The sequence below is a fragment of the Allochromatium tepidum genome, from assembly GCF_018409545.1.
GTDB lineage: Bacteria > Pseudomonadota > Gammaproteobacteria > Chromatiales > Chromatiaceae > Thermochromatium > Thermochromatium tepidum_A.
Window position 1 is genome coordinate 1,127,375 of the sequence record NZ_AP024563.1, and the last position, 12,408, is coordinate 1,139,782.

At 63.4% G+C, this 12,408-nt stretch carries 11 protein-coding genes and 3 pseudogenes; 5 read left to right on the forward strand and 9 right to left on the reverse strand.

The features are described 5' to 3' along the window. Nucleotide 1: 1 nt before the first annotated feature. Nucleotides 2-694: pseudogene (locus tag Atep_RS05210) on the forward strand (PD-(D/E)XK nuclease domain-containing protein); the annotation flags it as partial. Between the two features lie 196 nt (nt 695-890). Further along, on the forward strand, nt 891-2,471 hold the full coding sequence (tnpC, locus tag Atep_RS05215) for an IS66 family transposase (RefSeq protein ID WP_213380580.1): 1,581 nt from the start codon (nt 891-893) through the stop codon (nt 2,469-2,471). On the opposite strand, the gene Atep_RS05220 is transcribed toward tnpC, so the two are convergent. Together Atep_RS05220 and Atep_RS05225 are read right to left on the reverse strand one after the other, a co-directional pair. After that, nucleotides 2,468-2,659 carry a hypothetical protein gene (locus Atep_RS05220; RefSeq protein WP_213380581.1) on the reverse strand — a complete coding sequence of 64 codons (192 nt, stop codon included), beginning with the start codon at nt 2,657-2,659 and terminating at the stop codon, nt 2,468-2,470. The genes tnpC and Atep_RS05220 overlap by 4 nt on opposite strands. A 98-nt stretch (nt 2,660-2,757) precedes the next feature. Continuing rightward, a complete protein-coding gene (locus Atep_RS05225; RefSeq protein ID WP_213380582.1) occupies nt 2,758-3,660 on the reverse strand; it encodes an ATP-binding protein in 903 nt (300 codons plus the stop codon). 103 nt (nt 3,661-3,763) lie between these two features. Between Atep_RS05225 and Atep_RS05230 the strand changes: the two genes are divergently transcribed. Next, nucleotides 3,764-5,248 (forward strand): lipopolysaccharide biosynthesis protein, encoded by a 1,485-nt coding sequence (locus Atep_RS05230; protein WP_213380583.1) that lies wholly within the window; start codon nt 3,764-3,766, stop codon nt 5,246-5,248. 22 nt (nt 5,249-5,270) lie between these two features. On the opposite strand, the gene Atep_RS05235 is transcribed toward Atep_RS05230, so the two are convergent. The 5 genes and pseudogenes from Atep_RS05235 to Atep_RS16515 form a co-directional block, all read right to left on the reverse strand. Further along, nucleotides 5,271-6,842: a methyl-accepting chemotaxis protein gene (locus Atep_RS05235; protein WP_213380584.1), complete on the reverse strand. Its 1,572-nt coding sequence runs from the start codon at nt 6,840-6,842 to the stop codon at nt 5,271-5,273. Nucleotides 6,843-7,065: 223 nt separating this feature from the next. After that, nucleotides 7,066-7,957, reverse strand: a pseudogene (locus tag Atep_RS05240) (AarF/UbiB family protein). Next, nucleotides 7,900-8,472, reverse strand: a complete 573-nt coding sequence (locus Atep_RS05245) for a PAS domain-containing protein (protein ID WP_213380585.1) — start codon at nt 8,470-8,472, stop codon at nt 7,900-7,902. Before Atep_RS05245 ends, Atep_RS05240 begins: the two are co-directional and overlap by 58 nt. A gap of 34 nt (nt 8,473-8,506) precedes the next feature. Continuing rightward, a complete protein-coding gene (locus Atep_RS05250; RefSeq protein WP_213380586.1) occupies nt 8,507-9,142 on the reverse strand; it encodes a carbonic anhydrase in 636 nt (211 codons plus the stop codon). Further along, nucleotides 9,027-9,410: a hypothetical protein gene (locus Atep_RS16515; RefSeq protein WP_336511396.1), complete on the reverse strand. Its 384-nt coding sequence runs from the start codon at nt 9,408-9,410 to the stop codon at nt 9,027-9,029. The genes Atep_RS05250 and Atep_RS16515 overlap by 116 nt, the downstream gene beginning before the upstream one ends. Between Atep_RS16515 and Atep_RS16520 the strand changes: the two genes are divergently transcribed. Beyond that, complete coding sequence (locus Atep_RS16520) at nt 9,348-9,488, forward strand: hypothetical protein (RefSeq protein WP_236786517.1); 141 nt, start codon at nt 9,348-9,350, stop codon at nt 9,486-9,488. The two genes, Atep_RS16515 and Atep_RS16520, sit on opposite strands and share 63 nt — an antisense overlap. Nucleotides 9,489-9,540: 52 nt before the next feature. Here Atep_RS16520 and Atep_RS05260 read toward each other — a convergent pair whose 3' ends face one another. Then, a complete protein-coding gene (locus tag Atep_RS05260) occupies nt 9,541-10,449 on the reverse strand; it encodes an integrase core domain-containing protein (protein ID WP_213380587.1) in 909 nt (302 codons plus the stop codon). Further along, a complete protein-coding gene (locus Atep_RS17095; RefSeq protein WP_213380588.1) occupies nt 10,428-10,664 on the reverse strand; it encodes a hypothetical protein in 237 nt (78 codons plus the stop codon). Before Atep_RS17095 ends, Atep_RS05260 begins: the two co-directional genes overlap by 22 nt. A gap of 113 nt (nt 10,665-10,777) precedes the next feature. Between Atep_RS17095 and Atep_RS05275 the strand changes: the two are divergent. Continuing rightward, nucleotides 10,778-12,054: pseudogene (locus tag Atep_RS05275) on the forward strand (IS3 family transposase). The last annotated feature ends 354 nt before the right edge of the window (nt 12,055-12,408 follow it).

A 12,408-nucleotide genomic window follows, 5' to 3' on the forward strand; every position in this document is an offset into this window, starting at 1 on the left:
AGTGTGCGCAAAACCGAAGGATGAGCCGTTCATGGCCTCACTGCTCTATTTCTTCGGCATCCTGACGCTGGCGGGGCTGACGTCCTTCGATGAGTGTCGACTACGCATCCCGAATCTGGTGGCGCGCGGACTCTATGTCGAGCGGCTGCGCGAACGCTGGCTGCCGTTGACCGAGAGTGCGCGTGAGCTGCCCGAGGCGACGCGCGCTCTGGGACAACGGGGCGATCTGGTGCCGCTGGCCGAGTTGATCGAACAGCGTTACTTCCGCGTGCTCTCCAATCGCGACTATCGCTGGACCAATGAGCTGTTGGTCAAGTTCGCCTTTCTGACGCTGCTGTTCGACGATCGGCTCTACATGGCCGTCTCCGAGCTGGAGACCGAGCGCGGGTATGTCGATCTGGCGCTAATCGTGCGCCCGGACAAGCGCCGCTTCCAGGTGCTGGATCTGCTGCTTGAGTTCAAGTATCTGAGCCTGAAGGAACTGGGTCTGACCGGCGAGCAGGTACGCGAACGGTCACGCGAGGCGCTCGCCGAGCTGGCGCCCGTGGCGAAGAAGCTCGATGAGGCCGAGGCTCAGGCGCGCGCCTATGGCGCGACTCTGAAAAAACGCTATGGCTTTGCGGAGCTACACGCTTTTGCCGTGGTTGCGCTTGGCCTTGAGCGTGTTGTGTGGCGGATGTTGAAAGTTGGGTAACTTACATGCTACGAGGTTTCTCGCAACGGTTGGTGGCTCTCACGGATTGGCGTTTTTCAGATAGGTGCTCAGTAACCGTTTACCCCCCACCCTTTGCTGCCCGACGTTTCGTGCCGATCGGAGCGTGACGAGGATGTCGAGATTTGCTGCAACAGCGCCATTGCACCGGTTTGAGGTTTGAGAGCGACCGGCCACGATGTACCTGAAGGATAACGATCTACGCCAACTCGACGAGGCGCGTCTTGACGGACTGCCGCGCGAGGTGTTGCGCGCGTTATCGAAGCGGTTGCTGTCGGATCTGAAGGAGGCGCGCGAGCGGCTGAACCGGAGTCCGGAGAACAGTTCGCGTCCGCCGAGCAGCCGGGCGCCGTGGGAACGAGGCGGAGAGAGTCTGGCGCTGGGAGTGGAGGAGGAGGATGACGCGAGCGCGGGGAGCGCGACGGATAGGGTGTCGGAGTCGGCCCCAGAACCGGAGAGGCCCAAACGGGAAGCGAGCGTGGGGGGTGATTCAAAGGCGGGGGTGAAGCCGAAAGGTCGCCCGGGTCGCCGGCCCGGTCATCCGGGGGTGAGCCGTCGCCGGGTGTTGCCGATCGATCAGGAACAGTCCCACGCGCCGAGTCATTGCGCCGGTTGCGGGGCGGCGTTGGAGGGTCTGGAGGCGGTGGCCTATACCGGGCGCTATGAACTGGAACTGGAGCGTCCCGAGTCGGGGAACGCCGGTGTAGTCGTCACCCAGACCAAGCACACCTATTTCGAGGGGCGCTGTGGGTGTGGGCATCGCACGCGGGCCGAACCGGGACGCGCGCTCGCCGAGGCGGACTGGACGGTGGAGCTGACCGAACGGCATCTGGTCGGACCACGTTTGTCGAGCTTTATCGTGGCGCTGTCGTTGCGTCTGGGCGGCTCACACCGACGGATTCAAGAGTTTCTCGCCGACCGGTTCGGGCTGTCGCTGTCGACGGCGCTCATCAGTCAGTGCCGCCATGAACTCGGGCGCGCGCTGGAACCGGTGGTCGAGGAGGCGTTGCGCGCGGCGTTGAGCGACGCCGAACCGGTGCCTGTGGATGAAACCGGCCGGCCGCAGCACGATCAGGCGTTGTGGTTGTGGGCGTTCGTGACCGCCAACACCCTCCTCTATGTGATCGGACGGCGCACCCGGGAGCTGTTGCACTCCATCCTCGGTCCCACCCCCAGCCCGTGGATCATGAGCGATGGTTACTCGGTCTACCGCGCCTACGGACACCGGCTACGCTGTTGGGCGCCCATCCTGCGCAAGGCCCGCGGCCCGGCCGAGCGCCTCCACACCCCGACCCAAGCCTTTGGCCGGGAGCTTCCGAGCACCTTCGAGACGCTGATGCAGGCCGTCTACGCCGCGCGCGCCGCCCCAGGCCCCCACGGCCTGCGACAGACTTACAGTCAGAGGCTCCAGGCCCTCCGGCAGTGCTGTGTGCGCGTGGCCGCCGGCCCCTATCCCGACAAGGCCCAGGTGCTTGCGCGCGAGTTGCGCAACGACTGGGACAGCTTCCGGGTCGTGCTGGAGCATCCGCACCTGCCGCTGACCAACAACGAGGCCGAGCGCGCCTTGCGCCCCTGGGTGATTCTGCGTCGGGTCAGTCAAGGCCCGCGCACCGAGCAGGGCTCGCGCGCCTTCTGCGCCTTGGCCGGCGTCATCGACACCTGCCGCCGGCGCGGTCTCTCCCCTTGGCCCTATCTGACCGACGCCTTGCGTCAGCGTCGCCAAGGATTGCCCGCCCCAGCCTTGCCGCTCGCGGCTTAACCTTCACGGCGTTTTGAGCACGAGATGCGGGCTGATGAGAGGGGGGATAAACCGCTACGACTGCCGATAGTCTGTTCAATGACGGATAGACGCAGGTCCATGCGATCCAGGCGTTCACTGTGTTCGGCCTGGGTCGCTCGGATGGCGCGCAGGTGTTCCAGAACAAGGCTGTCGATCTCGGCGCTCATGGCTGGTTCTCGTAATGGTTGGTGCTTGCCGAACAACATGGCCCCGTGTTTCCCGACTGTCAATCTCAAGACACAAACGCCCGTCCATCGCTGTCGCTTCAGGTTCCACGGTCTGCCACGCCATCGACCAGACCGCGTCCCGCCCAGTCGCGCGCGAACTGCCGGGCGGTACGCCCGCCGCGCGTACCCCGGCGTAACGCCCACTGGAGCGCGGCCCGTTCGATCGGCTCCCAGTCAGACTCGGCGCGCGGCGTCTCCATCGGCGCGAGACGCTCGACCCAGTGGCGCACCACCTCCAGATACTGCGCTTGACTGAAGGGATGGAAGGAGATCCACAGCCCGAACCGATCCGAGAGCGAGATCTTCTCCTCGACCGCCTCGCCGTGATGCAGCTCGCCGTCCCGGATACGCGAATCCCGGTTGTCGGCCTGGTACTCGGGCAGCAGATGCCGACGGTTGGACGTAGCATAGATGAGCAGATTCTCGGGCGTGGCCGCAATCGAGCCTTCGAGCGCCGCCTTGAGCGCCTTGTAGCCCGACTCGCCGGCCTCGAACGACAGATCGTCGCAGAAGAGGATGAAGCGCTCGGGCCGATCGCGGATCAGATCCAGGATGTCCGGCAGGGCGATCAGGTCGTCCTTGTCGACCTCGATCAGACGCAGGCCCGCGTCGCGATGGGCATTGAAGACGGCCTTGACCAGCGACGACTTGCCGGTGCCGCGCGCGCCCCACAGCAGCACATTGTTGGCCCCGCCGCCGGCGAGGAACTGGCGCGTGTTGCGCTCGATCTCGGCGGCCTGGCGCTCCAGACAGCGCAGATCGGCGAGTTCCAGCCGATGCGGCGCGCGTACCGGCTGCAACCAGCCGCGCCCGGCGGCATCGCGGCGCCAGCGAAAGGCCTGGGCCGACCAGTCGACCGGCGCGCTCGCCGGCGGCAGCAGACGCTCCAGTTGGTCGATGAGTCGGTCCAGGCGGTCGATGAAAGCGGGTGAAGGTGTCATATCCGGCTCCGTTCAATGATCCAAGGCGCGTCCCGGTCGCCATCCGATTCGGATTAAGGATACCATCCGCACTCCCAGCAACCAGCCGCCTCCCCGCAACGCCTTGAACCCACTCAAACGTCTCGCCTCACAGACCGCCGTCTATGGTATCGGCAGCGTCCTCGGGCGCTTTCTGAACTATCTGCTGGTCCCCTTCCTGACCTATACCTTCGCCCCGGCCGAGTATGGCGTGGTGGCCGAGTTCTATGCCTACATGGGCTTTCTGGCGGTGCTGCTGGCCTTCGGACTGGAGACGGGCTATTTCCGCTTCCGCTCAGGCGGCGAGTGGCCGCCCGAGACGGTCTACGGGACGGTGCTGCGCTTCCTGGTGCTGGTCAACGCGCTCTGTTTCCTGGCCTTCCTGCTGTGGAGCCAGCCGCTCGCCGCACTGCTGCGTCATGCCGAGCATCCCGAATACATCGGCTGGTGCGCGGCCATCCTGGCGCTCGACTCGATCGGGGCACTGGCCTTCGCCCGGCTGCGCGCCGAGGAGCGGGCCGGTGCGTTCGCCGCCATCAAGCTGATCGAGATCGGCGCCAATGTCGGTCTGACGATCTTCTTCATCTATCTCTGTCGCGAGGTCCACGCCATCGCGCCCGAGACCCTGCTCGGCCGGCTCTGGGATCCGGCGATCGGCATCGGCTATGTCTTCATCGCCAATCTGGCCGCGAGCGTGCTCAAGCTGTTGCTGCTCACGCCCTGGTTCGTCGACGGACTCGGGGCCTTCGATCGCGCGCTGTTCAAGCGCCTCATCCGCTACTCGCTGCCGATGGTGGTCATCGGCATGGCCGGCATCGTCAACGAGATGCTCGACCGCGCCGCGCTCAAGTATCTGCTGCCCTATGACGACGCGACCAACATGGCGCAACTGGGCATCTACAGCGCCTGCTACAAGCTCTCGATCCTGATGTCGCTGTTCATCCAGGCGTTCCGCTATGCCGGCGAACCCTTCTTCTTCGCCTATGCCAAGCGGCACGACGCCGGGCGCACCTATGCCGTCGTGCTCAACTGGTTCGTGCTCTGCTGCGTCTTCCTGTTCCTGCTGGTGACGCTCTATATCGACGTCTTCCAGTATTTCGTCGGCGCCGACTATCGCGAAGGGCTGGACGTGGTGCCGGTGTTGCTGCTGGCCAGTCTGCTGCTCGGCGTCTATGTGAATCTCTCGATCTGGTACAAGCTCACCGACCGCACCCTCATGGGGGCCGGGGTTGCGCTGATCGGCTCGGCGATCACCATCGGACTGCTCATCCGGTGGGTGCCGATCCACGGCTACATGGGCGCGGCCTGGGCGCACCTGGTCTGCTACGGTTCGATGGTGGTACTGTCCTACGCGCTCGGGCGACGCTACTATCCGGTGCCCTATGACGTCTGGCGCGTGCTCGGCTATATCGCCTTCGGGGTCGCACTCTATCTGGGCAGCCGCCGGCTGGTGACGGACCTGGGCTGGCACACGCTGATGGCGGGGACGGCCTGTATGGCGGCCTTCTTGATCGTGGTCGGCTGGGAGGCGTGGCGGTTGCGGCGCCGGGCGGCGGTGAAGGCCGCCTGATCGTCCCGGCGCCGGCGGGTGTCTACACTTTGTACTGGTGGACCAGCCCCATCAGTCTCCCGGCCAGATCCTCCAGATGACTGGTGGCGCCCACCACGCCGTCGGTGCTCTGGAGCGTCTGGACCGAGAGATGACGGATGCTCTCGACGTTGCGGTTCATCTCCTCGACCACGGCGCTCTGTTCCTCGGCGGCGGTGGCGATCTGATCGTTCATGTCGTTGATGCGCTCGACCGAGTGCGTGATCGAGTCGAGCGACTCGTCGGTCTCGTTGGCCGCCAGCACGCTCTGCTCGGCCTGCTCCTGGCCGCGCTGCATCATGGACACCGCACTGCGCGCGCCCTGTTGCAGGCGCGCGATCATGTCCTGGATCTCCTGGGTGGACTCCTGGGTGCGTTGGGCCAGGGCGCGCACCTCGTCGGCGACCACGGCGAAACCGCGTCCCTGTTCACCGGCGCGCGCGGCCTCGATGGCCGCATTCAGGGCCAGCAGGTTGGTCTGACCGGCGATGCCGCGGATGACGTCTAGGATCTTACCGATGTTCGCCGACTCGGTCTCGAGCTGGACGATGGTCCGGGCCGCCTCGCCCACGCCTTCGGCCAGTTCGCGGATACCGTCGACGCTGTGACGCACCACCATGCGACCCTCGCGTGCCTTGTGACTGGCTTGGTGCGCGGCATCGGCCGCCGCCGTGGTGTTGTTGGCGACCTCGGCGACCGTGGCCGACATCTCGTTCATGGCCGTGGCGACCATGTCGGTCTCCTGATGCTGCTGCTCCATCAGGCCGTGGGTGGAATTGCTGGCCTGGGCCAGTTGTGCCGCCGCCTCGGCCACGCCGGTCGCCGATTCCTGGATATGACCCATCACGGTCGCCAGACGCGACTGGAGCATCTTGATCGCTTGCAGGATCTCGGCGGTCTCGTTGTTGCCCTTGACATGGATCGGTGAGCTGAGATCGCCGCCGGCGATCTTCTTGGCCAGGCGCACGGCCTCGTGGATGTTCCTGAAGATGGCGCGGGCACTGATCTGGGCCAGGATCAACGCCAGCACCAGGGTACCGACGCCGATCCAGAGATTGCCCAGCCGGCCTGCGAGGATCGCACCCAGGCCCACCAGGGCGAAGGCGGCGTTCAGCCAGACGGTATGACTGAAATCCAGATCGATCCGGCGCGGCAGATCTTCCAAGTTGCGTTCGCGCACGCGCGCATAGAGACGCTCGGCGGCCTCGACCTGAGCGCGGGTCGGTTTGGTGCGTACCGACTGATAGCCGACCAGGGTCTCGCCTTCGTAGACCGGGGTGACATAGGCATCGACCCAGTAGTGATCGCCGTTCTTGCAGCGGTTCTTGACGATGCCGCGCCAGGGCTTGCCCTTCTTGACCGTGTCCCAGAGATCCTTGAAGGCCGCCGGCGGCATGTCGGGGTGACGGATGACGTTGTGGTTGACTCCGATCAGTTCGTGCTCGGCGAAACCGCTGATCTCGATGAAGGGCTTGTTGCAGTAGGTGATGATGCCTTTGGTGTCGGTGGTGGAGACGATGACCCAGGATTCCGGGTAGTCGTGTTCGCGTTGCGTGACCGGAAGATTGATCTTCATGGATTCGAGGCGCCGCTGACCTTATGGCTGATGGAGGTTGAGGGTCATCCATGAGCGACAGGCGTCCATCGCGACCAAACCGCGAGTCTTGCTTCGGATCATAACGTCGAATCTTGTTGCGACGATGAGTCTGGTTTGGGCCGATGGCGCATGTTAGCGCAACAGCGCACGCGGCGTCAGTCGGATGTGGCTCATCTGATCTATCACAGTACGTGCGAAGCGTCTAGAGACAGAGGTGCGCCATCTCGCTCAGTTCCACACGCGCGCGCAGACGGCGCGACAGCATGAACGACCCCATGAACTTGCGATGCAGGAACAGCGTCTCGGGCGCGGGCGCGGTGCTGAAGACGCCGGAGTGGAAGAGCGCCCGCCCGCGATGGTAGACGCGCTCGAACAGATCCGATAGGCCGAAGTCGTAATGCCCCGGATGACGCAGCGGCTCGGCAGCCAGCGCCAGCAGATCCATCATCGCCTCGACATGCTCGTCGGGATCGTCGGCGCCGACATAACCGAGCGCGACCGAGGCCGCGCGCATCCCGGCGCGATCGCCGCCGATCGCTGAAGCGGCCAGCCGACGATACTGCTCGACCAGCTCGGGCGCGACCGGCTTGGTCGCCCCGAAGTCGAGCAGCACGATGCGCCTGCTCGCGGCGTCATAGAGATAGTTGCCGAAATTCGGGTCTGTCTGCACCAGACCGAACTCGAACAGCTCGCGCAACGTCAGGCGCATTGTCCCAGCCCGCGCCGTATTCGGTCTCCAGCACGCGCGACAACTGACTCAGCGGCATCGGCTCGGCACGCTCGCGCAGCGTGCTCATGATCTCGGCCGCCTCGGGCGTGAAGATGTCCGAGCCGTCCATCGACATGAGCCGACCCATCTTCATCACCGCCCCGCGCATCCGCGCCAGCCGATCGGTGAAGCGGCGGGTATGTTCGGGCGAGAGCTGGATGCGCGCCGGTTGACCGCCGGTGCGGGTGCGCGCCAGATCGATCAGGCCCTTGACGCCGATGCCGGCGGCCAGATCGCCGGTGGCGCGACCGAGATGCCAGAGTCGGCTCAGACGCCGGCTGGGGACGGCGAGACCGCGTGATTCGGAGGCGGAAGGCTGTGACATGGAGCGAGGTTCCGTGAAAACGCGGGCCACGGGCGGGTAGCGGAATTGAACGAAGATCGCCGGCGAAGTCGAAGCCGCGAATCTGGCGCTCGAGCTTGTTGGCGACCTCGCCGAGTGCGGTGCGCAGCAGCGATCGCGACCTTGATACGTTCACTCAATTGGCGACGTTCGTGATCGAGCGCCTGGAGCAGGTGCTGGCGCTCGGTCAGGTCGCAGACGATGACGAGGAATTGCGCGTCGGCGCCCAGGGGGCAGATGCGCGCCTCGAACTCGCGCGGCCCATCGGCCATGGGGAGGACGTATTGGAAGCTGACCAGCTCGGCGCTCTGGACGTCCGTCTCGAGGTACTTGTCGAACAGAGCGCCGACCTCGGCCGGCAGCACCTCGCCCGGATGCTTGCCGATGAAATGCTCGGGCGGGACATAGAGCCTGTCGGTCGGCCCGCGAAACTCGAGGATGGTTCCGTCGGGCGCGAACAGAAAGAACAGGTCCGGAATGCTCAGTTGTGGATCCACGGGCGGACTCCGGCCACATCCGGGGAGTGAGCGTTCAAACGTCCGGAACCCCGTCGAAGAAGTCGACCACGCCGGTCTCGAGCGCATATTCGGCGCCGACCACCAGCAGCCCGTCGCTTTCGATCAGGGACTCGATGATGCGCGAGCCGTGGCGCAGTTGATTGGCCGAGGCGCGGACGTTGGCGCGCACGGCGGCGCCGCACAGGGCGTCGCGGTCATGGCGCAGATCGGTGTCGAGCAGGGGCTGCACCGAGGGTTTGACCCGGTCGACGATGGAGGCGATGTTGCGCGACTCGCTGCCTTCGCCTTCGAGCAGGGTCTCGATGGTGGCGGAGACGGCGCCGCAGTGCGAGTGACCCAGGACCACGACCAGACGGGTGTTGTAACGCGAGACGGCGAACTCGACGCTGCCGATCTGCGACGGCGCGACGACGTTGCCGGCGACGCGGATGACGAACAGGTCACCGAGTCCCTGATCGAAGAGGATTTCGGCGGGGGCGCGCGAGTCGGAGCAGCCGAGGATGATGGCGAAAGGTTTCTGGCCGGCGGTCAGCTCAGCGCGGCGCTGATAGGTCATCATCCGGTCGAGGCTGGTGAGGTTTTGTGAAAAGCGCAGATTGCCTTCGCGCAGGCGGTCGAGAGCTTTGAGGGCGGAAATCGTGTTGGGCATGGAGCGGATGTCTCTCGTTCGGCGGTGATGTTTGAGTGATGCCTGGGCATCGATCATGCATTCTATACTCAAGATCGGTGGAGGGTTCGTTTCGGATCGTCGACGAGTGGGGCACGGCCCGCGTAAAGCCCTCCGGCGTCTTGTAGAGGTATTGCACTCCCGCACGCGCCACCGAATCGTCCGGATAGTTCAGGATCATCTGGCTATGGGTCGTCACCAGGATCTGTTGGTGCGCGTTGACCAGCACATCGAGCAGGAATTCGACCAGTTCCGGGTTGATGCCGTTTTCGATCTCATCGAACAGCAGAAACTGATGATCGGTCAGGGACCGCCCAACTTTCCCTAGCCTGGGCTTTGCTGTATCGGTCTACGGTTTTTTGGACACGTTTTTGGTAAAATCAAGCCGCGAAGTTCACGGCCTTTTTCTGGATTTTCCGTACCGCTGCCGGAGTTTTGTAGCCGTGGCGTCCAATGATCCATTCCTGGTTGTAGGTGTCCTTGAATTCCAAGAGGGCAAGGCGGAGTTCCTCCACCGTGTCGAACCGCCGAACCCAGAGCAGGTTCTCCTTCAGGGTTCGAACGAACCGCTCCGCGATCCCGTTGCCTTGGGGCTCTCTGACGACGGATGGCGAACTCTGGATACCCAGAAAGGAAATCTCCTCCTGAAACACGCTGGAAACGTACTGACTTCCGTTGTCATGCCGGAGAGTCAGGCCGTTAGCCACAGCAGGACCAAAGGCACCAAAGCTCTGGCGCACACCCTGGCGAATCGGTTCCAGGGCTTCGAAACGCGTCCCGCACTTGGCGGCGTGGATGCCGACACACTCCAAAGAACAGTGGTCCACCGCCAGAAAGATCGATGCATTGCCTTCCCGTGCAGTCATCGTCGTGGTCATGTCTGTGCCCCACATCACATCCACCTGCTCTGTCTTGATCGTCCCGTCATGCGCTTTGGGGCCGTGAGGCCTTCCAGGGCTGCGCACAGCAAGCAAGTTATTTTCCCGCATGAGCCGAAGCGTTCGCTGAGGGGAAGTCCTGATCCCATTAAAGCGCAGCCTGGCCCACACTTTTCGGTAGCCTTCGCCAGTGAAGGGAGAGCGCTGGATGCAGGCGGCTATGTGGCCGAGCAATTCGTCGTCACTGAGGAATCCGACAGGCCCTCTGCGGCCAGGCGCACGCTCAGCCGAAGCCTTGCGTGCGTCATGCGTCGATCTGGGAATGCCCCAGACCTGGCAAACTTTCGCCAGTCCATACTTCCGGCCTGTGGAGGGCGAGGAGGACGGGCTCATTTCCTCGACCTCCGCCACCCCAAAGGGTCCTTTGCCTCCAGGAGCCGAATCTTCTCGCGGAGCAGCTCGATCTCCATGGCCTGCTCGCCAATCTTCTCATTGAGGCGCCTATATTCGGCCTCCTCGGCCGAAGAGCGTTTCTTGAGACCAGCGGCACCACTGGCCGGAAAGGCATCTTTCCATTGTGAGCGCTTGGCCGCCGTAACGCCAAGTTCCCGACTGAGCGTCTCCATGTCCTCGCCACGCAGAAGCCGAAGGACGGCCTCCGTCTTGTGCTGTACTCCTCTGGTATAGGGTTTTCTTGGACACCGAATTGGGAGTAGAGAGGCTCCCCACGAGGTGATTTATGAGCAAACAAAACGACAAAGGCTTGTCGGCCGCCTCCCCGGTGGAGGGAGGCCGTAGGCCGACTGGAACCGGGGAGACGAGGGCGGTTCCCAAGCGATTCTGGGTACAGCACAAGACGGAGGCCGTCCTTCGGCTTCTGCGTGGCGAGGACATGGAGACGCTCAGTCGGGAACTTGGCGTTACGGCGGCCAAGCGCTCACAATGGAAAGATGCCTTTCCGGCCAGTGGTGCCGCTGGTCTCAAGAAACGCTCTTCGGCCGAGGAGGCCGAATATAGGCGCCTCAATGAGAAGATTGGCGAGCAGGCCATGGAGATCGAGCTGCTCCGCGAGAAGATTCGGCTCCTGGAGGCAAAGGACCCTTTGGGGTGGCGGAGGTCGAGGAAATGAGCCCGTCCTCCTCGCCCTCCACAGGCCGGAAGTATGGACTGGCGAAAGTTTGCCAGGTCTGGGGCATTCCCAGATCGACGCATGACGCACGCAAGGCTTCGGCTGAGCGTGCGCCTGGCCGCAGAGGGCCTGTCGGATTCCTCAGTGACGACGAATTGCTCGGCCACATAGCCGCCTGCATCCAGCGCTCTCCCTTCACTGGCGAAGGCTACCGAAAAGTGTGGGCCAGGCTGCGCTTTAATGGGATCAGGACTTCCCCTCAGCGAACGCTTCGGCTCATGCGGGAAAATAACTTGCTTGCTGTGCGCAGCCCTGGAAGGCCTCACGGCCCCAAAGCGCATGACGGGACGATCAAGACAGAGCAGGTGGATGTGATGTGGGGCACAGACATGACCACGACGATGACTGCACGGGAAGGCAATGCATCGATCTTTCTGGCGGTGGACCACTGTTCTTTGGAGTGTGTCGGCATCCACGCCGCCAAGTGCGGGACGCGTTTCGAAGCCCTGGAACCGATTCGCCAGGGTGTGCGCCAGAGCTTTGGTGCCTTTGGTCCTGCTGTGGCTAACGGCCTGACTCTCCGGCATGACAACGGAAGTCAGTACGTTTCCAGCGTGTTTCAGGAGGAGATTTCCTTTCTGGGTATCCAGAGTTCGCCATCCGTCGTCAGAGAGCCCCAAGGCAACGGGATCGCGGAGCGGTTCGTTCGAACCCTGAAGGAGAACCTGCTCTGGGTTCGGCGGTTCGACACGGTGGAGGAACTCCGCCTTGCCCTCTTGGAATTCAAGGACACCTACAACCAGGAATGGATCATTGGACGCCACGGCTACAAAACTCCGGCAGCGGTACGGAAAATCCAGAAAAAGGCCGTGAACTTCGCGGCTTGATTTTACCAAAAACGTGTCCAAAAAACCGTAGACCGATACAGGCGGTGGGTGATGGTTGGTCGCTGGATCAGGGGATGAGGCCTACTGTAACGGATCTCGTCAGACAACGCCGCCATGACTTATTGAGAAGTTACTCAGCGATAAGCAAAGCAGCCGGATTTTTCCATGGATTACCATAAGACTGACCGCTCCAATTTACGCCAAAGCACAACATCTAGTGCTTTCATGCAGTCAGATGTCTGCATCTAGGGGCTGAGTAGTTACAAATATAAATTACTGCGCAAAAATGCGCAACTCATATTGAAGCTGTTCGAGCCCTTTGCCGGTCGCGAAGCCGGATGTTTCGTGGCCGGC

Excerpts from the sequence above, each read along its gene's own strand:
- Atep_RS05250 (WP_213380586.1), bottom strand. The coding sequence starts at position 9,142 with ATGCCCAACACGATTTCCGCCCTCAAAGCTCTCGACCGCCTGCGCGAA.
- Atep_RS05235 (WP_213380584.1), bottom strand. The coding sequence starts at position 6,842 with ATGAAGATCAATCTTCCGGTCACGCAACGCGAACACGACTACCCGGAA.
- Atep_RS05225 (WP_213380582.1), bottom strand. The coding sequence starts at position 3,660 with ATGACACCTTCACCCGCTTTCATCGACCGCCTGGACCGACTCATCGAC.
- tnpC (WP_213380580.1), top strand. The coding sequence starts at position 891 with ATGTACCTGAAGGATAACGATCTACGCCAACTCGACGAGGCGCGTCTT.
- Atep_RS16520 (WP_236786517.1), top strand. The coding sequence starts at position 9,348 with ATGGGTCGTCACCAGGATCTGTTGGTGCGCGTTGACCAGCACATCGAG.
- Atep_RS05220 (WP_213380581.1), bottom strand. The coding sequence starts at position 2,659 with ATGAGCGCCGAGATCGACAGCCTTGTTCTGGAACACCTGCGCGCCATC.
- Atep_RS17095 (WP_213380588.1), bottom strand. The coding sequence starts at position 10,664 with ATGGAGACGCTCAGTCGGGAACTTGGCGTTACGGCGGCCAAGCGCTCA.